The 20,088-nt window shown below is 68.7% G+C and carries 16 protein-coding genes; 10 read left to right on the top strand and 6 right to left on the bottom strand.

Annotation, left to right across the window (positions count from 1 at the left end):
- Positions 1-20: 20 nt before the first annotated feature.
- On the bottom strand, positions 21-2,189 hold the full coding sequence (locus tag AC1Q7H_RS13055) for a TonB-dependent receptor family protein (RefSeq protein ID WP_041228759.1): 2,169 nt from the start codon (positions 2,187-2,189) through the stop codon (positions 21-23).
- Positions 2,190-2,541: 352 nt separating this feature from the next.
- On the opposite strand from AC1Q7H_RS13055, the gene AC1Q7H_RS13050 reads away from it, so the two are divergent.
- Entirely contained in the window at positions 2,542-3,789 is a 1,248-nt protein-coding gene (locus AC1Q7H_RS13050; protein ID WP_010811158.1) for an MFS transporter, read from the top strand.
- A gap of 465 nt (positions 3,790-4,254) precedes the next feature.
- Positions 4,255-5,193 carry a mechanosensitive ion channel family protein gene (locus tag AC1Q7H_RS13045; RefSeq protein WP_211979512.1) on the top strand — a complete coding sequence of 313 codons (939 nt, stop codon included), beginning with the start codon at positions 4,255-4,257 and terminating at the stop codon, positions 5,191-5,193.
- Here AC1Q7H_RS13045 and edd read toward each other — a convergent pair.
- On the bottom strand, positions 5,190-7,037 hold the full coding sequence (edd, locus tag AC1Q7H_RS13040) for a phosphogluconate dehydratase (protein ID WP_492381380.1): 1,848 nt from the start codon (positions 7,035-7,037) through the stop codon (positions 5,190-5,192). The two genes, AC1Q7H_RS13045 and edd, sit on opposite strands and share 4 nt — an antisense overlap.
- Positions 7,038-7,265: 228 nt before the next feature.
- On the opposite strand from edd, the gene zwf reads away from it, so the two are divergent.
- The 5 genes from zwf to AC1Q7H_RS13015 are packed head-to-tail and all read left to right on the top strand — an operon-like array spanning position 7,266 to position 12,532.
- Complete coding sequence (gene zwf / locus AC1Q7H_RS13035; protein ID WP_211982230.1) at positions 7,266-8,723, top strand: glucose-6-phosphate dehydrogenase; 1,458 nt, start codon at positions 7,266-7,268, stop codon at positions 8,721-8,723.
- Between the two features lie 34 nt (positions 8,724-8,757).
- Complete coding sequence (gene pgl, locus AC1Q7H_RS13030) at positions 8,758-9,438, top strand: 6-phosphogluconolactonase (protein WP_211979510.1); 681 nt, start codon at positions 8,758-8,760, stop codon at positions 9,436-9,438.
- A gap of 36 nt (positions 9,439-9,474) precedes the next feature.
- The gene (gene glk / locus AC1Q7H_RS13025; RefSeq protein ID WP_492381379.1) at positions 9,475-10,488 is read left to right on the top strand and encodes a glucokinase; all 1,014 of its coding nucleotides are present in this window, start codon (positions 9,475-9,477) and stop codon (positions 10,486-10,488) included.
- A gap of 2 nt (positions 10,489-10,490) precedes the next feature.
- Complete coding sequence (locus AC1Q7H_RS13020; protein WP_153954301.1) at positions 10,491-11,204, top strand: response regulator transcription factor; 714 nt, start codon at positions 10,491-10,493, stop codon at positions 11,202-11,204.
- Positions 11,204-12,532: a sensor histidine kinase gene (locus AC1Q7H_RS13015; RefSeq protein ID WP_153954300.1), complete on the top strand. Its 1,329-nt coding sequence runs from the start codon at positions 11,204-11,206 to the stop codon at positions 12,530-12,532. Before AC1Q7H_RS13020 ends, AC1Q7H_RS13015 begins: the two co-directional genes overlap by 1 nt.
- 123 nt (positions 12,533-12,655) lie before the next feature.
- Here the strand turns inward: AC1Q7H_RS13015 and AC1Q7H_RS13010 are convergent, their stop codons facing one another.
- Positions 12,656-13,591 (bottom strand): 2-hydroxyacid dehydrogenase, encoded by a 936-nt coding sequence (locus AC1Q7H_RS13010; protein ID WP_013954083.1) that lies wholly within the window; start codon positions 13,589-13,591, stop codon positions 12,656-12,658.
- A 386-nt stretch (positions 13,592-13,977) separates the two neighbouring features.
- On the opposite strand from AC1Q7H_RS13010, the gene AC1Q7H_RS13005 reads away from it, so the two are divergent.
- On the top strand, positions 13,978-14,433 hold the full coding sequence (locus tag AC1Q7H_RS13005) for a YccF domain-containing protein (protein ID WP_013954082.1): 456 nt from the start codon (positions 13,978-13,980) through the stop codon (positions 14,431-14,433).
- A gap of 4 nt (positions 14,434-14,437) precedes the next feature.
- Here the strand turns inward: AC1Q7H_RS13005 and AC1Q7H_RS13000 are convergent, their stop codons facing one another.
- Genes AC1Q7H_RS13000 through AC1Q7H_RS12990 form a run of 3 tightly spaced genes read right to left on the bottom strand, consistent with a single transcriptional unit; the run spans position 14,438 to position 16,804 of the window.
- A complete protein-coding gene (locus tag AC1Q7H_RS13000; protein WP_013954081.1) occupies positions 14,438-14,908 on the bottom strand; it encodes a MarR family winged helix-turn-helix transcriptional regulator in 471 nt (156 codons plus the stop codon).
- A gap of 44 nt (positions 14,909-14,952) precedes the next feature.
- A complete protein-coding gene (locus AC1Q7H_RS12995; protein ID WP_013954080.1) occupies positions 14,953-15,132 on the bottom strand; it encodes a hypothetical protein in 180 nt (59 codons plus the stop codon).
- Positions 15,122-16,804, bottom strand: a complete 1,683-nt coding sequence (locus AC1Q7H_RS12990; protein WP_492381378.1) for an FAD-dependent oxidoreductase — start codon at positions 16,802-16,804, stop codon at positions 15,122-15,124. Before AC1Q7H_RS12990 ends, AC1Q7H_RS12995 begins: the two co-directional genes overlap by 11 nt.
- A 194-nt stretch (positions 16,805-16,998) precedes the next feature.
- Between AC1Q7H_RS12990 and AC1Q7H_RS12985 the strand changes: the two genes are divergently transcribed.
- Together AC1Q7H_RS12985 and AC1Q7H_RS12980 are read left to right on the top strand one after the other, a co-directional pair.
- Positions 16,999-18,786, top strand: coding sequence for an OPT/YSL family transporter (locus AC1Q7H_RS12985; protein WP_013954078.1), 1,788 nt, complete (start codon positions 16,999-17,001; stop codon positions 18,784-18,786).
- A gap of 123 nt (positions 18,787-18,909) precedes the next feature.
- A complete protein-coding gene (locus AC1Q7H_RS12980; RefSeq protein WP_013954077.1) occupies positions 18,910-20,067 on the top strand; it encodes an acyl-CoA dehydrogenase family protein in 1,158 nt (385 codons plus the stop codon).
- The last annotated feature ends 21 nt before the right edge of the window (positions 20,068-20,088 follow it).

Below are 20,088 nucleotides of genomic sequence, written 5' to 3'. Positions count from 1 at the left end.
CGGTGGCGCTGAACAGCGCCTCAATACGCCAGCGACGCCTGGATATAGAACGTCCGCGGCATCCCCACATACTTGCCCGCATTGTTGTCCGTCGAGCGCGTGAAATAGCGCTTGTCGAACACGTTCTTCACCCCGACCGCAACCTTCAGATTCTGCGCCGACTTGCCGAAGTCATAGCCCAGCCGCATGTTCAGCAGCGCATAACCCGGGATATCGCCCAGCGCACCGTTTGCGCTTTCCGCCGTCTGGTAGCTGGTCGACGTGCTCGGATCGCCCGGCGAATGCTGCTTCGACTGGGCAAAGCCATCGACATTGAGCGCCCAGCGGTTGCGCGCATAGCGCATGCCTACGGTGGCCACGTGGCGCGAATAGAACGGCAGGTCGCGCCCGGCGAAGTTGCCCTGGTTGTAGGTGGCTTCGGTGAAGGTGTAGGTCGCGTACGCCGACAGGCCGGCCAGCGACTTGTCGAGCGCGCCGAAGTCATAGCGCAGCGACGATTCCACGCCGCGGTGGGTGGTGGCGCCGAGGTTGGTCCACGCATCCGGCGCGCCGCCGGTGCCGCCGCGCAGCTGCAGCTCGTCGTCGAAATCGATATTGAACAGCGTCAGCTCGCCGCCCCAGCCGTTGGCGTTGAAGTGCGTGCCGACCTCATACGTCTTGGCCTTCTCGGGGGTCAGGCCGTTGGTGGTCTGCGCGATCTGGAAGTACTGCAGCGGCCCGAACGAGACGCCGGCATTGGCGAACAGCTTCCACTGGTCGCTGACGTGGTACATCACCGCCAGCGACGGCAGCGGCTCGTTGGACGAGACGTCGTTGCGCGCGCCGCTGAAGTTGTCGGTCACGTACGACCGGATGAACTCGTAGCGCAAGCCCGGCGTGATGGTCCAGCTGCCGACGTTGATGGTGTCGTCGAGATAGACCGCATTGGCGGTGGTGCCGCCCGTGCGCGACTGGTACACCGGTGACGGCAGTGTGGTGGGGTCGACGGTGCCCGGGGTGTAGAACAGCGTGCGCGATGCCTTTTCGTCGCTGGCTTCGCGCAGGAAGCGGTAGCCGACGCTGACCTCGTGGCTCATGCTCTCGCCGCGGAACAGCTGCGAGTAGCGCGGCTCGATCGCGAACGTATGGTAGTTGCGCGGCGCCGCGGTCAGGCGGCGCAGGTTGGCCTGCGCGCCGGTGCCTTGCTGCTCGATATTGCTGCCGCGGAAGCTGTCGGTGTAGTACGTCAGCACCTCGAACTTGCGGTTGTTGTCGTTGTGGCTGTACTTCAGGCTGAAGTCGCTGCGGCGGCCGTCGAAATTGTCGTAGGGCCGCACCGACTGGAACGGGTCGGCCGCATACTGGGCCGAAGTCAGGCCGCCGGGCATGCCGGCCCTGCCCTCGTAGTAGTGGAAGGCCGCGCTCAGTTCATCGGTCTTCGAGATCCGGTACGCGCCCTTGAGCATCAGGTCGTCGATATTGACGTGGTCGTTGCTCTCGCGATAGCCGTTGCCATGGATGCCCGAGTACAGCAACGCGCCGCCCAGGCCGTTGTCGTTGGTGCCGCCGATGAATGCGGTCGGGTTGGTCTTGACGCTGCCGCCATGGCTGTAGATGTCGGTCGATACCGATGCATCGGCCGCAAACAGCTTCGGGACCGGGCGCGTCACGAAGTTGATGATGCCGCCCACGTTCTGCGGGCCGTAGCGCACCGAGCCGGCGCCGCGCACCACGTCGATGGTTTCCAGGTTGCCCAGCGACAGCGGCGCCATCGACAGCTGCGGCTGGCCGTAGGGCGCGACTGCCAGCGGCACGCCGTCCATCAGGATGGTCGAGCGCGGCGACAGGCGCGAGGTCAGCCCGCGCACGCCCACGTTGAGCGACACATCGCTGCCGCCGGTGCCGTTGTTCTCCTGCACCTGCACGCCCGGGATGCGGCGCAGCACCTCGCGCACATTGTTGGCGCCGGCTTCCTGGAAGGTCTCGCGGTCGACGATGGTACGCGCGCCGGGGTGCTCCAGCACCTTGGCCTCGTTGGCGTTCTCCAGCCAGTTGCCGACCACGGTGACGGTGTTCAGCGTGGCTTCGGGGTTGGCGGCAGGCGCGGAGACAGGTGCGGGATCAGCGGCGTGGGCCGGCAGGGCGGCAAGCTGGGCGAACAGCAGGGCGGCGCCGATGGCACCCCCGGAAAGGCGGAAAGCGGGCTGCAAGATGAGATTCCTGAGAAGCAGCGCGTTCCGCAAGCCAAGGGGAGGGACGTCGTGGGCGGCCGCGCCAATGGGCCGCGATTATAAATGCGAGTGATTCTCAGAAGCGAAACGGCCAGCACCCGCCGCCCGGGATTGTGGTTTCTGTGCATCAATGTGCAGACATCCGGACACCTAGAAGAGGTGAATTACCAACGATTTTTTCGGTAGGTGTGCGCGTGTGGGCATCTGTATGCAGGTATTCAGCAGGCGCTTTAGAATCTTGCCTTTGTGCACTGCAAAGGCTGTCGTGGCGTCCTCAATGGCACGGCGGCGCTGTGCGGTGCGCAGCCATCTCCGCCTCCCTCCCGTATCCATGTCTTCCCCTGCCACCGTCCAGGCCGCCGCGCCGGACAGCGTCTTCGGCGACGCCGTTTTCCGCCGTTACTGGTTCGCACGCCTGTGCACCACGATTGGCTACCAGATCTTTACGGTGGCGGTCGGCTGGCAGATGTATGACCTGACCCGCGACCCGCTGATGCTCGGCATGGTCGGGCTGGTGCAGTTCCTGCCGTCGGTGGTGCTGATCCTGATGTCGGGGCACGTGGCCGACCGCTTCGACCGGCGCCGCATCGTGCGCACCTGCCAGGCCATCGAGGCGCTGCTGGCCGCCGGCATGGCCGTGGCCAGCCTGAGCGGATGGATCGACAGCCATCACATCTTTGTCTTCGTCGCGCTGATCGGCGCCACGCGCGCGTTCGAGACCCCCACGCTGCAGGCGCTGCTGCCCAGCGTGGTGACGCCACGCCAGCTGCCGCGCGCGGTGGCGCTGGCCAGTTCCGCCGGGCAGGCCGCCATCATCATCGGCCCGGCCATCGGCGGCTTTGCCTACGTGGCCGGGCCGGGCGTGGTCTATGGGCTGAGTGCCACGCTCTTTGCCATTGCTGCCGTGCTGGTAAGCGGCATCACGCTGCGCCAGGCCGCGCAGCGCCTGACGGCGCCGGTCAGCGTGCGAACGGTGTTTGCGGGGTTTGCCTATATCCGCAGCCGCCCGGTGCTGCTGGGCGCGATTTCGCTGGACCTGTTCGCGGTGCTGCTGGGCGGCGCCGTGGCACTGCTGCCGATCTACGCGCGCGACATCCTGCACACCGGCCCGTGGGGCCTGGGGCTGCTGCGTTCGTCGCCGGCAGTCGGCGCGCTGGTGATGGCGCTGTGGCTGGCGCGCCATCCGCTGAACCGGCGCGCCGGGCGCATCATGTTCGGCGCGGTGGCGCTGTTCGGGGTGGCTACCGTGGTGTTCGGCGTATCGACCTGGCTGCCGTTGTCGATGGTGGCGCTGGTGGTGCTGGGGGCCTCGGACATGATCAGCGTGGTGGTGCGCTCCACACTGGTCCAGCTCGACACCCCGGACGACATGCGCGGGCGCGTGGGTGCCGTCAATTCGGTGTTTATCGGCGCCTCGAACCAGCTGGGCGAGTTCGAGTCCGGCGTCACCGCGGCATTGCTGGGCCCGGTGGGCGCGGTGATCCTGGGCGGCGTCGGCACGCTGCTGGTGGTGGCGCTGTGGATGCGGTTCTTTCCTGCGCTGGCCGCGCGCGACCGGCTGCACGACCATCCTGCCTGACCCGTTGCCGGGGCAGGGCAGGGAGCGTACCCGTTTCTGCGTCCCTGCCGGTGCCCGCACGGCGGTATCGCCGACACCCCTTCGCCAACTTTCGTCGCTGAAAGTTGTGCCAGCACAGCTGGCCCGCCGCACCAGGCTTGGCCTGGCTGCTCCTGGTCCCTCCCTCGCTCGGATTTTTCTGATCCGCCGCCAGCCTTGATTGCACAAGGGCTGGCGCGTCGGCACGCAAGCGCGAACCGCAATCGCCGGAAACCAATTCCCGCCTTATTTGTCTCCCTAACTGGGTTGCCGTGTCGGCATTGTCGGTGATCGTCTTACATCGCGTTTGCAACGTACGGCAATTTCCCCGGCGGGAAGTTTTCTGCCAGCCGCCTGAGGGTAACCTGGCAGCCCGCTGCCGCACGCAGAAACGGGTACGCAGCACCGCCTGTCTCCTCAATAACAACCGCAAACGGAGCCGCTCCCATGGACCTGAACTTCATCGATGCCAACAAGCTGGAGGCGGGCTGGACCTACCTGGTCCAGTTCGCCATCAACCAGGGCATGAACTGCCTGGCAGCCATCCTGATCCTGATGGCCGGCTGGTGGCTGTCGGCCCGCGTGGGCCGGGCGGCCCGGCGCGCGCTCAGCCGCACGCACGTGGACGAAACCATGCGCCCGCTGCTGGCCAACGCGCTGCAATGGATGGTGCGCGTGCTGACCATCGTGCTGGTGCTGTCGCAGTTCGGGGTGCAGACCGCCAGCATCATCGCCATGCTGGGCGCCGCGGGCCTGGCCATCGGGCTGGCGCTGCAGGGCACCCTGCAGAATATTGCCGCCGGCATCATGCTGGTGCTGCTGCGGCCGTTCCGCGTAGGCCAGTACATCGATGCGCAGGGGGTGGCCGGCACCGTGCGCGAGACCGGCCTCTTCATGACTGAGTTGACCACCTTCGACGGCGTGTGCCTGCGCGTGCCCAACGGCAAGCTGTGGGGCAGCGCCATCACCAACTACAGCGAGAACGCCACGCGGCGCGCTGACATCGAAGCCACGGTGACCTTCGACAGCGATGTGCAGCGCAGCCTGGAAGCGCTGCGCGCAATGCTCGCGCGCGAGCCGCGCCTGCTGGCCGACCCCACGCCCGAGACCATGGTGGTCAACTACACGCAGCAGGGCATCACGCTGAACGTGCGCTACTGGACCTCGAATGACGACTACTGGAACGTGCGTTTCGCGTTCTACGAGCGCATCAAGCACGCGCTGGAACAGGCCGGCAGCAAGCTGGCGGTGCCGATCCAGGAATTGCACGTGCCGGGCGCCGCTTCGGTGCCGGGTGCGGTGAAGGTGGCCGACAGCGCGCCAGCGGCGGGCGCGCCGCACCCGACCGGCGCGGCGCCGCGCCAGCCGGTACAGCACCTGGGCTAGCGCTGCAGATTGTTTTCGTCGCCCTCGTCCGAAAACAGCGTGCAGGCACCGCTTTCCGCAGTGCTGACATGGCGGCGGAAGGTGGCGAACAGGTCGCGGCCCACGCCGTGGCGATTGGCGCTCAGGTCCGGACGGGCAGGCGCGCGCGCCTGCCATTCGTCATCCGGCACCAGCACGTCGAGCACGCCCGCGGGCGCATCCACGCGCATCATGTCGCCGCTGCGCACGCGCCCGATCGAGCCTCCGTGCAGCGCCTCGGGGCAGACATGGATGGCTGCCGGCACCTTGCCCGACGCGCCCGACATGCGCCCGTCGGTTACCAGCGCCACATGGAAGCCGCGGTCCTGCAGCACCGTCAGCGTGGGCGTGAGCTTGTGCAACTCGGGCATGCCGCACGAGGCCGGGCCCTGCCACGGCAGCACCGCAACGAAGTCGCGCTCCAGCTCGCCGCGCTTGAATGCGTGCAGCACATCGTCCTGATGCTCGAACACGATCGCCGGTGCCTCCACCACCTGGTGCTCGGCCTTGACCGCCGAGGTCTTGATCACCGCGCGGCCCAGCTTGCCGTCCAGCACCTTGATGCCGCCGTCCGGCGCAAAGGGCGCGTCGGCGCCACGCACGATGCTGTCATCGAGCGGCGCGGCCGGGCCGTCGATCCACGTCAGCTTGCCGTCGCGCAGCACGGGTTCGCGCGTGTAATCCTGCAGCCCGCGGCCGACGATGGTGGTCACGTCGTCATGCACCAGGCCCAGCGACAGCAGCCCGCGGATCACCACGGGCAGCCCGCCGGCCGCCTGGAACTGGTTCACGTCGGCCTTGCCGTTCGGGTACACGCGGGCCAGCAGCGGCACCACGGCCGAGAGCTCGTCAAAGTCGTCCCAGCCCAGCACGATGCCGGCCACGCGCGCCATCGCGATCAGGTGCAGCGTGTGGTTGGTGGAGCCGCCGGTGGCCAGCAGCCCGACGATGCCGTTGACGAAGGCGCGCTCGTCCAACACCTCGGCCACCGGCGTATAGCGCTCGCCGCCGTGCACCAGCTTCAGCGCCTGGCGCGCGGCCTCGCGCGTGAGCGCCTCACGCAGCGGCGTGTTGGGGTTGACGAAGGCCGTGCCCGGCAGGTGCAGGCCCATCATTTCCATCAGCATCTGGTTGGAATTAGCAGTGCCGTAGAAGGTGCAGGTGCCGGGGCCGTGATAGGAGCGGGTCTCGGCCTCGAGCAGTTCCTTGCGGCCGATCTTGCCTTCGGCGTAGAGCTGGCGCGTGTGCGCCTTTTCGTCGTTGCTGATGCCGGTGGTCATGGGCCCGCCCGGCACGAAGACGGCCGGCAGGTGGCCGAACGACAGCGCGCCCATCACCAGCCCGGGCACGATCTTGTCGCACACGCCCAGGTACAGCGCGGCATCGAACATCTGGTGCGACAGCGCCACTGCCGTGGCCAGCGCAATCACATCGCGCGAGAACAGCGACAGGTCCATGCCGTCCTGGCCCTGCGTGACGCCGTCGCACATCGCGGGCGTGCCGCCGGCAAACTGCGCGGTGCCGCCGGCCTCGAGCGCCGCTTCCTTGAGCCACTGGGGGAAAGCCGCCAGCGGCTGGTGCGCCGACAGCATGTCGTTGTAGGCCGAGACGATCGCCAGGTTGGGCCGCTCGTCGGCCTTCAGACGAATCTTCGCGGCGTCAGGCATGGCAGCCACCGCATGGGCCAGGTTGGTACAGGAAAGCTGCGCGCGTTCGACCTTCTGCCCGGCCATGGCGCGGGTGCGGTCAAGGTACGCCTGGCGCGAGGCGGCGCTGCGGGAGACGATGCGGGCGGTGACCCGCTCGAGCACTGGATGACGTGGCATGGGGTTCTCCTGCGGGGGAGCTTTCAGCCTAGCGCACTTTGCCGCGTACCGCACGGTGCACTGACCGATGCACGCAGAAACGGGTACGCTTTGGGCCCGGGTCATGCATTTGCCGCGGCATGTGCCGCAGCCTGCGCCTCGCCAAGCCGGGGCGAGTCACGTAAACTTGCCACCATGCAAACCCGCCCATGGCGGGTCCTCAACCGCACAAGGAGTCCCAGGGTGAGCATGCCTGATTTCGACATGGTGCTGTTCGGCGGCACCGGCGACCTGGCGCGGCGCAAGCTGCTGCCTTCCCTGTTCGATGCGCACCACGCCGGCCTGCTGCATCCGGCCGCACGCATCCTCGCCACCGGCAGCCTGCCGCTCTCTACCGCGGACTACCTCGCCTCGCTGGAACAGACCGTGCGCCCCGGGCTGGCCCATGCGCCGCCCGAGTCATGGGACAAGTTCTGCGCGCGCATTGTCTACGTGCAGGCCGACGCACGCGTGCCCGCGCATTTCGATGCGCTGGCGGAGCAGGTGCTGGCACGCAAGCCTGAAGTGGTGGTGTGCTATCTCGCCACCGCACCGCACCTGTTCGTGTCGATCTGCGAGCAGCTGGCACGCACCGGCCTGAACACGCGCCAGGCGCCCAACGTGCGCATCGTGCTGGAAAAACCGCTGGGGCATGACCTCGAATCGAACGAGGCGATCAACTCCGCAGTGGCGAAGTTCTTCGCCGAAGAGCAGATCTACCGCATCGACCATTACCTCGGCAAGGAGTCGGTGCAGAACCTGATGGCGATCCGCTTTGGCAACGCGCTGTTCGAGCCGCTGTGGCGGCGCGAGTGGGTGCAGGACGTGCAGATCACCATCGCCGAAGAACTCGGCGTGGAAGCGCGCGGCGACTTCTACGACCGCACCGGCGCACTGCGCGACATGGTGCAGAACCACTTGCTGCAGCTCTTGTGCATGGTGGCGATGGAGCCGCCGGCCAGCCTCAGCGAAGATGCCATCCGCGACGAGAAGATCAAGATCCTGAAGGCGCTTAAGCCGATCACGCCGCAGGACGTGGCCGAGAAGACCGTGCGCGGCCAGTACCGCTCCGGTGCCATCGGCGGCAAGCCGGTGCCGGGCTACCTGGAAGAAGCGGGCATCGCGCCCGACAGCCGCACCGAGACCTTTGTCGCGATCAAGGCCGAGATCGCCAACTGGCGCTGGGAAGGGGTGCCGTTCTACCTGCGCACCGGCAAGCGCATGCAGTCCCGCGTGGCCGAGATCGTGATCCATTTCCGCGACGTGCCGCACGCGATCTTCCCGCGGCCGCTGACGCTGTCGCCGCAGAACCGGCTGGTGATCCAGCTGCAGCCAGAAGAAAGCATCCGCCTGTATTGCCTGGTCAAGCAGCCCGGCGACACGCTGGAGCTGACGCCGACCTCGCTCGACCTGGACTTTGCCAACTCGTTCAAGGTGCGCCGCGCCGGCGCCTACGAACGGCTGCTGCTCGACGTGATCCGCGGCCGGCTGGGCCTGTTCGTGCGCCGTGATGAACAAGTGCAGGCCTGGCGCTGGGTCGAACCTATCATCGACACCTGGGAAGCCAGCACCGTGCCGCCCAAACCCTATACCGCCGGCACCTGGGGGCCGGCCGCGTCGTCGGCGCTGATGTCGCGCGACGGCGGGCTGTGGCACGAGGAAGCCTGAGCCATGCGCCCGCAGAATCGCAAAGGAAACCATCATGCGCCAGTTTGAACATCCCACCCCGATGGACCAGGCCGAGGCGCTGGCCATCTCGATCGGCAATGCGCTGGAGCTGGCCATCCGCGTCAAGGGCTGGGCGGTGCTGGCGGTCTCGGGCGGACGCTCGCCGGTGGCGATGTTCGAGCGGCTGCGCCACCGGCATGTGCGCTGGGAGGCGGTGACCATCACGCTGGTCGACGAGCGCGTGGTGCCGCCCGACCACGCGGACAGCAACGCCGCCCTGGTGCGCGCGCACCTGCTGCGCGAGGCCGCTGCCAGCGCCGCCTTCGTACCGCTGATTGCCGATGCGCAGGACGTTGCCGCGCCGGCACAGGCGGTGGCGCGGGCCAACAGCGCATTTCGCCAGCCCGACGTGGTGGTGCTGGGCATGGGCGAGGACGGCCATACCGCCTCGCTGTTCCCGGATGCGCCCGAACTGCAGAGCGCGCTGAGCGAGCCGCAGCCCGGCTACGTGATCACGCACCCGTCAGTCGCGCCCCATGCCCGCATCACGCTGAACCTGGCGGCGCTGCTGGCCGCCGAGCGCGTGTTCCTGTCAGTGTCCGGCGCAGCCAAGGCCGAGGTGCTCGAACGCGCGCTGCAGGGACCTGCGCCGTCGTTGCCGGTCAGCCTGGTGTTGTCACGGCACCGGCACGGGCTTGACGTGTTCAAGACCTGACAGATCTGATTCCCAAGCGGAGCGATACCCGACGCCATGGCCACCACTGCATCCTCCTGCGCTGACTTCCCCCGCCTGCTCGGCGATGTGGGCGGCACCAACGTGCGCTTTGCACTGGAAACCGCACCAATGCGGATCGGCCCGGTGACCGCGCTGAAGGTGGCCGATTTCCCGTCGCTCGAAGCGGCCCTGCGCCAATATCTCGACGGCCTGGCCGCGTCGGGCAAGCCCGTGCCGCGCCACGCGGCGATCGGCCTGGCCAACCCGGTGACCGGCGACCAGGTCCGGCTGACCAACCACAACTGGTCGTTCTCGATCGACGGCATGCGGCGCGCGCTCGGGCTGCAGACCCTGGTGGCCATCAACGACTTCTCCGCGCTGGCGCTGGCCCTGCCGCATCTGCCTGCCGACGGGCTGGTGCCCGTGCGCGCCGGCACCGCGGTGCGCACCGCGCCGCTTGCGCTGATCGGGCCGGGCACCGGGCTGGGCGTTTCCGGCCTGGTGCCGGTGCCGGGCGGACCAGCCGTGGCGCTGGCCGGCGAAGGCGGCCATATCGAGCTGATGCCCGACACTGACGACGAATGGGGCGCCTGGCGCGCTGCCCATCGCAACGTCGGCCGGGTGTCGGCGGAACGGCTCCTGTGCGGCAGCGGCCTGTCGCATATCCATGCCGCGCTCGCCGCAGAAACGGGTACGCTTTTGCTTGCGCCGCTGCTGCCGGAGCAGGTCACCACCGGCGCCTTCGAGCGTCACGACCCGCTGTGCCAGCGCGCCATGACGGTGTTCTTCGGCCTGCTCGGCTCGGTTGCGGCCGACATCGCCCTGGTGCTGGGCGCACGTGGCGGGGTCTACCTGGGCGGCGGCATCCTGCCACGCTTCGTGCCGGCGCTGCAGGCCTCGGCCTTTGCCGAACGCTTCGTCGCCAAGGGCCGCATGCGCGGCTGGCTGGAGGCCGTGCCGGTCTATGTCATCACCGCCAGCCACCCCGCGCTGCCGGGACTGGCGCGCGCACTGGCCGAGCGGCTTGACGGTTCCGGCGGGAACGCATAGCCATGCGCGTGCTGCTGGTGGAAGACGACGCCATGATCGGCGACAGCGTCAAGCTGGCGCTGCGCCAGGAAGGCTTTACCGTCGACTGGGTGCGCGACGGCGACGCGGGCCTGGCCGCGGCCAGCACCGCGCAGGGCGGCCAGGCGTGCTATGACCTGATTCTGCTCGACCTCGGTCTGCCGCGGCGCCCGGGCCTCGACGTGCTGCGCACCTTGCGCGCGCGCGGCGTGCCGACGCCGGTGCTGATCCTGACCGCGCGCGATGCCGTCGCGGACCGTGTCGCGGGGCTCAATGCCGGCGCCGATGATTACCTGGTCAAGCCCTTTGACCTGCAGGAACTGGCGGCGCGCATGCACGCGCTGGCGCGCCGCGCCGCCGGCCGGGCGGAGCCGCTGGTCAGCTACGGCGACATCGTGCTCAACCCCACGACCCGCGAGGCCACCCACCGCGGCGAGCCGGTGCGGCTGTCGGCGCGCGAGTTCGCGCTGCTGTCCGCGTTGATGGCGCGGCCCGGCAAGGTCTGGTCGGTGCCGCAATTGCAGGAGCGGCTGTACGGCTGGGACGACGAGGTCGGCAGCAATACCGTCGAGGTCTATATCCACGCGCTGCGCAAGAAGTTCGGCGCGGCGCTGATCCGCAATATCCGCGGCGTGGGCTACGTGGTGCCGCGCCTCGATGGGGATGCTGCATCCGCAGGCGAAGGAGACACCCCCTGATGCGCTCCATCCAGCGAACCCTGCTGTGGTGGCTGGCCGCGGGCCTGCTTGCCGGCATCGCCGTCGCCACGGCGCTGATCTACGGGCAGGCACGGCAGGAAGCCAACGCGCTGTTCGACTACCAGATGAAGCAGATGGCCGCGGCATTGCCCAGCCAGTTCGCCGACCCGGTGGCGCCGCCTTTTCTGGGCGCGCCCGACGACCTGGCGCACGCCGACGAGGATGTGGTCATCCATATCTGGGACGGCTCCGGCCGCAGCCTGTACCTGTCGCATTCGCACCCGGCGCTGCCCGCGCGCGCGGAGCTGGGCTTTTCCAATGTGACCACGCAGCAGGGCGAATGGCGCCTGTACAGCATGCAGCTCGGGCCCACCGTGGTGCAGATCGCGCAGCCGATGAGCGCCCGGCGCACGCTGGCCGCGCGCATGGCGCTGCGCACCGTGGCGCCGCTGCTGTTGCTGCTGCCGTTGCTGGGCTGGCTGGTGTGGATGGCAGTGGGGCGCGGCCTGCGCCCGCTGCGCGAAATCGCCACCGAGGTGCGCGCGCGCGACGCCAACACACTGGCGCCGCTGGCCGTGCGCCAGATGCCGGACGAGATCGCTCCGCTGAGCGCCGCGCTGAACCAGCTGCTGGCGCGGCTCTCGCACGCCATCGACACCCAGCGCGCCTTCGTCGCCGACGCCGCCCACGCGCTGCGCACGCCGCTGGCCGCGCTGCAGTTGCAGGCACAGCTGGTGGAACGGGCTGAGAACGGCGCAGCGCGTGACGAAGCGATCGGCAAGCTGCGCCAGGGACTGGAGCGGTTGACCCACCTGGTCACCCAGCTGTTGACGCTGGCACGGCAGGAGCCGGGCGCAGCCATTCCTCCGCACGAACCGGTGGAGCTGCACCAACTGGCCGCAAGCGTGGTCGCGGACATGGCGCAGGCCGCGCTGGATCGCAATATCGACCTTGGGCTCGACGGCAGCGAGGACACATCGCCGGCGGTGGTGCGGGGCGATGTGGATGCGTTGCGCATCCTGCTGACCAACCTGCTGGATAACGCGCTGGCTTATATCCCTGCCGGAAGCCGTATCGATGTGCTGGTGGGTCGCAGTGCCGACGGGCGTGCCGTTGAACTGGTGGTCAGCGACAACGGGCCGGGGATACCCGCTGAAGAGCGTGCGCGTGTGTTTGATCGCTTCTATCGGGTGGCCGATGCACCCACCGGCGGGAGCGGGCTCGGGCTGGCCATCGTGGCGGAGATTGCGCAGTCGCATGGGGCGCGGGTGGTGCTGGAGGATGCGGGGCCAGGGTTGCGGGTGAGGGTGGTGTTTGGGGCCGGGTAGGTCTTGAGCTGCTGGTTGGGCTGCTGTCGCTCGGACAGAAAGTAGGTCGCCGGCTACGCCAGCGAAACAGCCCACGCAGCCAAGAGCGACGGCGTACCGTTGGCCAATGCAAAAGCTTGCCCCTCACCCCACCGGCGTCAACACCCCCTCCCCCGCAAAATGCCGCCGCGCATTCTCCAGGAACTGCATCACGGACGCCGTGATGGCCTCCGGCGACCAGCCTGCCACATGCGGTGTCAGCACGACGTTAGGACAGTCGAACAACACCACCGGCGGCGCCGGCTCGCTCTCATAGACATCCAGCCCAGCCCCGCCAAGCTTGCCGGCGCGCAGCGCTGAAGCCAGCGCCTCGGTATCCACCACGCTGCCGCGCGCGATATTGACGAGGAACCCGGCCGGCCCCAGCGCCGCCAGCACGCTTGCATCGACCAGGTGCCGCGTACCCGCCCCGCCCGGCGTGGCGATCACCAGGTAGTCCGCCCACGCGGCCAGCGCGCCGATGCTGTCGAAGTACCGGTACCCCGCGTCTTCGCGCGGCTTGCGGTTGTGATAGCCGATCTCGAGGTCGAAGCCTTCGCCGCGCCGGGCAATACGCCTGCCGATGGTGCCTAGCCCAACGATCCCCAGCCGCTTGCCCGAGACATTGGGCCGCAGCGGCAGCGCGGTGCGCCAGGTGCCGGCGCGCGTGGCCGCGTCCAGTTGCGGCACGGCGCGCACGGTCGCCAGCAGCAGCGCGAAGGCGTGGTCGGCCACGCAGCTGTCGTTGGTGCCGGCACCATTGGCCACGGCGATGCCGCGTGCGCGGGCGTGGGCCACGGCGATATTCTCGAAGCCCGCGCCCAGCGCACACACCAGTTCCAGTGCCGGCATCGCGTCGATCTCCGCCGCGGTCAGGCCGGTGGAGCCGATGGTCAGTACCGCGCGGATGCGTTCGCCCTGCGTGGCGATCTGCGCGGCGCGGCCTTCCGCGTCCGGCGCATAGAGGATCTCGAATCGTTCGGCAATGGCGTCGCGGTGGTGGGTAGCGATCTGGGTCAGGATCAGCAGCGTGGGCTTCATGGCGGGGACAGCGGAGTAGACGGTGGAGTCGGAGAAGGGTGACAGCGTGTTGGCTGCCCAGGGGGCTGGCGCGCGGATAGCGGGCCAGCGTCACATTCTAGCGCTGCGGCGTCGTGCTTGCCGAAGGCGCCAGCACGCGCGGAGGCACGCAGAAACGGGTACGCTTTGCCTGCGGAAGCGGGGTTTGCGACCGGCCTTGCAGAGTGCAATATGCCTATAAACAAGGCTCGAACGCGTTTCCCGAAGGACCGGCGACGCCGTTCAGCCGGTCCCGGCAAGGCACGCAGAAACAGGTACGCTTTGCGGCCACGACCCCCTCGCCGCCATGCCGGCACAACACCATTGCGTATCATGCGTGTTCTCTTCCTCACTCGTGAACGAACGGCATGCGCGCAATCGGCAACTTCCTCTGGTTCATCCTTGGCGGCGTGGTCATGGGCCTGGCATGGTGGCTGGCCGGGCTGCTGGCCTTTATCTCGATCATCGGGATCCCCTGGGGCAAGGCCTGCTTCGTGATCGGCACGTTCACGTTCTTCCCGTTCGGCAAGCAGGCCATCAGCCGGCGCGAGCTGACCGGGCGCGACGATGTCGGCACCGGTGCGCTGGGGCTGGTCGGCAATGTGCTGTGGTTTGTCGTTGCCGGCGTGTGGCTGGCCATCGGCCACGTGATGGCGGCGGTCGCCAACTTCGTGACCATCATCGGCATTCCGTTTGCGATCCAGCACCTGAAGCTGGCCGGCATTGCGCTGGCGCCGATCGGCCAGACCGTGGTCACCAATGAGGTGGCCGACGCCGCGCGCCGCGATGGCGCACGCGTGCAGGTGGACAACCTGCGCCGCTGAAGGCTCAGGCGCCGGCGTCTTCGGCGCCGTCTTCGTGCTGCTGGCCGGCGTGCGCGACCAGCCGGTCGAGCAGGCTGCCCAGCAGCGCCTGTTCGGCGTCGCTCAGGCAGCCGAAGATCTCCGCATTGCGCCTGGCGATCATCGCGATCGCCTGCCGGTAGAGCGGCTTGCCCTGTGCAGTCAGTGACAGCACCACGCCGCGCCCGTCGGCCTCGCTGGCCTCCTTGCTGACCAGCCCGCGCGCCACCAGCGCCTGCGCCGAGCGGCTGGCCTGGCCCTTGGTCAGGTTGGCGCCCTGCGCCAGCTCGTTGACCGACAGCGGCGCAAAGGCGCCGATCGCGGCCAGGCAGCGGCCCTCGCTGAGCGGCAGGCCGCATTGCTCCAGGTAGGCGGCGGCGCTGTCCTTGTCGCTGAGCTTGTTGACCTGGTGCAGGCGGTAGGTCAGGAACTGTTCGAGGCGTGGCAGTGGCTTCATGGCGTGTCCTTGTCAGGCGTCGGCATTCTAGTGTCCTATGTTCCCTATTGCCGGCTGTGCGCCTCGGCTTCGTCGATCAGCGCCAGCACCGGCGCCAGCGCCTCCTGCCGGCTCATCAGGCCCAGGCACACCATTGCCAATAGCAGCGGGGTGTGCGCTTCGCCGGCACGGCCCATGGCCTCGCAAAGGCGGGTGTAGGCGAGGTCGAGGTCTTCAGCTTGCATGTCGGGCTCCGGTTTGCAACAGGGGGTCGAGGCTGGCGCGCACGGCGTCCCATGACGGTTCGCGCCAGCGTGCCAGGACATAGCCATCGGGGCGGATGAGGTAGAGCGTGCCGGGTCGTGCGCCGTAGCGGGCGTGGGCCTGGCCGGCGACGTCGGCCAGCGCCGTGGCGCCGGCGACGTTGCCGCCGGTGACCACCACGCGTGCCTGCACGGCGTCCGGATGCGCGTGCGCGAACGCGGCCAGCGGCTCGGGCAACGTGGGCGCATCGCTGAAGTACAGCAACGTGAACCGTTGACCGAAGCATTGGGTAAGGTGCACGACCTCGTCGGGGCCTGCCACGCGCATTTCCGGCGCGGGCAGGCCGGGCGCGGTGCCAGGGCAGTCGTCGCCAAAGTCGCTGGGACCGTTCAGCGCGGAATCCGTATAGGCAATCGGTGCGGACTGCCGCGGATTGATCAGCGACCGCACCGCGGGCTCATGCTGCGCCAGACGCAGCGTGGCCTCGCGCATCAGCCGGAAGGCGAAGTCGGGCGGCGCCATGAACTCGGTGCTCTTGGCGCCGTAGGCGATGTTCTGCCGCGTGGCATGCACGCGTTCGGTCGAATAGGAATCGAGCAGGCTGTCGGGCGCCTGGCCGCGCAGCACCCACGCCAGCTTCCAGGCCAGGTTGCCGGCATCGTCCAGCCCGGAGTTGAGCCCGCGCACGCCAAAGATCGGCACCAGGTGCGCGGCGTCGCCGGCGAACAGCACGCGGCCGTGGCGGTAGTCCTGCAGCGTCAGGCACTTGGCGTTGTAGATCGAGATCCACAGCGGGCGCCACGGCTCGGTCTCGCCGATCATGTCGAGGTGGCTCTGCACGCGTGGCAGCACGTTCTCCGGCTTGACGGCTTCGTCGGGGTCTTCGTCGTCGCGGATCTGGTAGTCGATGCGCCAGACGTCGTCAGGCTGGCGGTGCATCAGGATGGTCGATCCGGGGTTGGAGGGCGAGTCGAACCAGGCCAGCCGCTCCACCTCGCGCCGCGTCTTCTGCACGATATCGACGATCACGTAGCGGCCTTCGTACTGGGTGCCTTCCATGCGCAGGCCCAGTTGCTCGCGCACGGTGCTGCGCCCGCCGTCGCACGCCACCAGCCATTGCGCGTCGACCTGCACCACGCCTGCGCCTGTCTGGATCTCGGCCACGACGCCGCTGCCGTGCTGGCGCACTGCCTGCACGCGCGCGCCGAAGCGCACATCCGCCGGCGCGGCGCCGTGCAGCGCGGCGTCATGGGCGAAGGCCTCCAGGTAGTACTGCTGGATATTGACCATCGGCGCGAAGCGCTCGCCGGGCTCGCTGGGCATGCGGAAATGCAGCACCTCGGCATCGCGGTAGTAGCTGCGCCCGCCTACCCACGGCAGGCCGGTTTCGATGGTGGTGCGGTCCGCGCCCACCCAGCCGAGGATCTCCAGTGAACGCCGCGCCATGCAGATGGCCCGGCTGCCGGCGCAGTAGCCGTCGTCGGCTTCCACCACCAGCGCGGCTATGCCCTGTCGCGCCAGCAACGCGGCCAGCGTCAGGCCGACCGGGCCGCCGCCGGCAATCAGTACCGGCACGCGCTGCGGCCATGGGCGCGATGACGAGGGCGGCGGTGCCGGCGGCACGGCCGCGTGGGGTGCAGTGGAGTCTGGCATGGCGGGGCTGTGGTGTCTCTGCGATGTAGTTGTGTACGCAACTATATCGGCCGGATGGTTGCGCGCGAAACTAGTGTTAACCCGGCCGGGCATCGACCGTCCGGCGAAAGTCGGAGACAAGTCGCACATCGCCGCAGGGCGGCCTTGGCCTATGCTTCGCAAGAGGCACACTGCCTCAGCCCGCGCGCCGCGCCATGCCAACGCTCCCGACCGATGCCGCACCCCGTGCCACCTGGCTGCCCTCGCCGGGCAGCTGGCAGTATCACGTGCTGCTGGGCGCGGCAGGCATGCTTGTGCTGGGGCCGCTGGGCGGCATCGCTGCCGCGTATATGAATTTCTCGCTGGGCTTCTTTGTCGGCGGGCAGGTGCTGGCGGGCATCCTCGGCTCGGTGGTGACGGCGGGCTATGGCGCGCCCGGGCGCCACGGCGCCAACTACATCCAGACCGCCGCGGCGTCGGTGGCGGGCATGGGCGGCATGGCCGTGGTGCTGCAGGCGATGGCGTGGCTGGGCATGGCGCAGCCGCCGCTGTGGCAGCTGGTGCTGTACATGTTGTGCATCGGCATGTTCGGGGTGGGCGTGGGCATGCTGTACACGCCATTGCTGGTGGACCGGATGCAGCTGACCTTTCCGTCGGGGCTGGCCGTGGCCAATATCCTGCGCGCGCTGACCGATCCGGCGCTGCTGCGGCGTTCGGTGGCCCGGCTTGGGGGCGGCATGGCGCTGGGCCTGGGCTGCGGCCTGGGCGCGGCGCGCATGCCGTGGCTGGCGGCGCTGGACCTGTCGGCTGCGACCTTCGGCGCGGGGATGATTGTCGGCGCGCGCGTGGGCATTGCCGCGCTGGTGGGCGGGCTGGCCGGCTGGGCCATGACCCCGTGGTTTGTCGCCGCGGGCTGGATGGCGACTGGCGAGCCCTATCGCAAGGCAACCTTCCTGGTAGCCCTGGGCATGATCATGGGGGCGGCAGCCGTCGATGTGGCCTTGCTGCTGGCGCAGGCGTGCCGCCAGTGGCGTGCGGGGCCCGCGCCGCGGCACTCTGCGCCGCGGCGCGGGCCGGGCATGGGCTGGGTGGCGGCCTGGGCGCTGCTATGGGGCGCGGCCACGGTGGCGGCGGGCGTTGCCTGGTTCGGCCAGCCGTTGGGCTTCCAGCTGATGGCGGTGCTGCTGGTGCTGGTGTTTGCGCTGGTCAACGGTATCTCGGTCGGCATGGTCGACCAGAACCCGATCTCATCCGCCTTCGTGCTGTCCGTGATCCTGATGGCCGCCGCCGGGCTGCGCGCGCCCCATGTCGGGCTGATCGCCGCCACGGTCTTGCTGGTGGCCACGGCCGAGGCGAGCGACATGCAGCAGGACCGCTCCACCGGCTGGCGCCTGGGCAGCGACCGCATAGTGCAGTTCGGCTACCAGGTGGCGGGCATCGTTGTGGGTGCGCTGGTTGCGGTGGCGATGGCACGGCTGTTCATGCATGCCTACCCGGTGCTGGCGCTGGACCAGACCAGCCTGCCGGCCGACCAGCAGCCGGCGCGCTGGACCTCGGCCATGACATACAAGATCGTGGGCGTGCTGCACGGGCTGGCGCAAAGCCGTGCCGGCCAGCATGTGGCGGTGGCAACGGGCCTGGGGCTCGGCCTGGCCACCGCGGTATTGCGCAAGGCCATCCTCGGCCGGCCGGCATGGCAGCGCTTTGCGCAAGCCAGCCGGCGCGGGCGGGTGGCCGATTTCCTGCTCGATGCGGTGATCCTGCCCTCGCCCTATGCGTCGTCATTCGGTGGCTTCGTCAACCTGGCGGCGGCCGGGTGGATGGCGGCCGGCGGAGTGATGGCGAGCCTGGCCGCTGCCGTGGCCAGACCCGCAAGGCCGGCCCAGGGTTTGCCGCAGGACATGAGCACCGCATCGCTGGTCGGTGGCGGCCTGATCGCGGGCGATGCGCTGGCGGCGCTGGCCATCGGTGTGGCGGGCCTGTTATCCGCCACATGGGGTTGAGGCCCGCTGCGATTGTCAAATTTTATTGACGCTTCTGTCCAAGTTTCAGTGGATTGTCAAATCTCGCGACCGGCGTACCATAGGCGGCCAGACTGACGCACTGGCTTGACCCGGAGAATCACCATGGCCCTTGACCAAGAATCCTTTGCCCTGCTGCGCGCCTCGGTGCAGCGCTTCATCGACGAACGCCTGAAGCCCGCCGAAGACACGCTGGAGGAAACCGACGACGTGCCCGCCGAGATCGTCGCGGACATGAAGGAGATGGGCCTGTTCGGCATCTCCATCCCCGAGAACTACGGCGGCATCGGCCTGTCGATGTCGCAGGAATGCGATGTGGTCTATGACCTGGGCCATACCGCCTTTGCCTTCCGCTCGGTGTTCGGCACCAACGTCGGCATCGGCTCGCAGGGCATCCTGATGGATGGCACCGAGGAACAGAAGCAGCAGTACCTGCCGCGCATCGCCAGCGGCGAGCTGATCATCTCGTTCGCGCTGACCGAGCCGAACGCCGGCTCCGATGCGGCTTCGCTGCAGACCAAGGCCGAGCTCGACGGCGACCACTACGTCATCAACGGCACCAAGCGCTTCATCACCAACGCGCCGCGCGCCGGCGCCTTCACGCTGATGGCGCGCACCGGCGGTGCGGGCGCTTCGGGCATCTCGTCCTTCATCGTGCCGGCCGACACCCCGGGCATCTCGCTGGGCAAGCCGGACAAGAAGATGGGCCAGCGCGGCACCAAGACCTGCGACGTGGTGCTTGAGAACGCGCGCGTGCCGGCCGCCAACATCATCGGCGGCGTGCCGGGCGTCGGCTTCAAGACCGCGATGAAGGTGCTCGACCGCGGCCGCCTGCATCTCTCGGCGCTGGCCTGCGGCATGGCGCATCGCCTGATCACCGACGCGGTGGCGTATGCCAAGGAACGCAAGCAGTTCGGCAAGCCCATCGGCGACTTCCAGCTGATCCAGGGCATGCTGGCTGACAGCCAGGCCGAGCTGTACGCCGGCCTGTCGATGGTGCGCGACTGCGCCCAGCGCTACGATGCCAAGCCCGCCGGCAAGAGCGATCCAGAAGTCAGCATGCTGGCCTCGTGCACCAAGATGTTCTGTACCGAGATGGTGGGCCGCGTAGCCGACCGCGCGGTGCAGATCCATGGCGGCGCCGGTTATATCGCCGAGTACAAGGCCGAGCGCTTCTACCGCGACGTGCGCCTGCTGCGCCTGTATGAAGGCACCACGCAGATCCAGCAGTTGATCATCGCCAAGCAACTGCTGCGCGACTGACCCAGTAAACGCCCCGCGCGG

This window comes from Cupriavidus sp. GW823-FHT06D04, assembly GCF_058795055.1.
Note: the sequence above shows the minus strand (reverse complement) of the source record. Positions and strands in the feature narration are given on the sequence as shown.

What these genes read in the sequence shown, in the direction of transcription:
- AC1Q7H_RS13050 (WP_010811158.1), top strand. Translation starts at nt 2,542, where the DNA reads ATGTCTTCCCCTGCCACCGTCCAGGCCGCCGCGCCGGACAGCGTCTTC.
- AC1Q7H_RS13045 (WP_211979512.1), top strand. Translation starts at nt 4,255, where the DNA reads ATGGACCTGAACTTCATCGATGCCAACAAGCTGGAGGCGGGCTGGACC.
- edd (WP_492381380.1), bottom strand. Translation starts at nt 7,037, where the DNA reads ATGCCACGTCATCCAGTGCTCGAGCGGGTCACCGCCCGCATCGTCTCC.
- zwf (WP_211982230.1), top strand. Translation starts at nt 7,266, where the DNA reads ATGCCTGATTTCGACATGGTGCTGTTCGGCGGCACCGGCGACCTGGCG.
- pgl (WP_211979510.1), top strand. Translation starts at nt 8,758, where the DNA reads ATGCGCCAGTTTGAACATCCCACCCCGATGGACCAGGCCGAGGCGCTG.
- glk (WP_492381379.1), top strand. Translation starts at nt 9,475, where the DNA reads ATGGCCACCACTGCATCCTCCTGCGCTGACTTCCCCCGCCTGCTCGGC.
- AC1Q7H_RS13020 (WP_153954301.1), top strand. Translation starts at nt 10,491, where the DNA reads ATGCGCGTGCTGCTGGTGGAAGACGACGCCATGATCGGCGACAGCGTC.
- AC1Q7H_RS13015 (WP_153954300.1), top strand. Translation starts at nt 11,204, where the DNA reads ATGCGCTCCATCCAGCGAACCCTGCTGTGGTGGCTGGCCGCGGGCCTG.
- AC1Q7H_RS13010 (WP_013954083.1), bottom strand. Translation starts at nt 13,591, where the DNA reads ATGAAGCCCACGCTGCTGATCCTGACCCAGATCGCTACCCACCACCGC.
- AC1Q7H_RS13005 (WP_013954082.1), top strand. Translation starts at nt 13,978, where the DNA reads ATGCGCGCAATCGGCAACTTCCTCTGGTTCATCCTTGGCGGCGTGGTC.
- AC1Q7H_RS13000 (WP_013954081.1), bottom strand. Translation starts at nt 14,908, where the DNA reads ATGAAGCCACTGCCACGCCTCGAACAGTTCCTGACCTACCGCCTGCAC.
- AC1Q7H_RS12995 (WP_013954080.1), bottom strand. Translation starts at nt 15,132, where the DNA reads ATGCAAGCTGAAGACCTCGACCTCGCCTACACCCGCCTTTGCGAGGCC.
- AC1Q7H_RS12990 (WP_492381378.1), bottom strand. Translation starts at nt 16,804, where the DNA reads ATGCCAGACTCCACTGCACCCCACGCGGCCGTGCCGCCGGCACCGCCG.
- AC1Q7H_RS12985 (WP_013954078.1), top strand. Translation starts at nt 16,999, where the DNA reads ATGCCAACGCTCCCGACCGATGCCGCACCCCGTGCCACCTGGCTGCCC.
- AC1Q7H_RS12980 (WP_013954077.1), top strand. Translation starts at nt 18,910, where the DNA reads ATGGCCCTTGACCAAGAATCCTTTGCCCTGCTGCGCGCCTCGGTGCAG.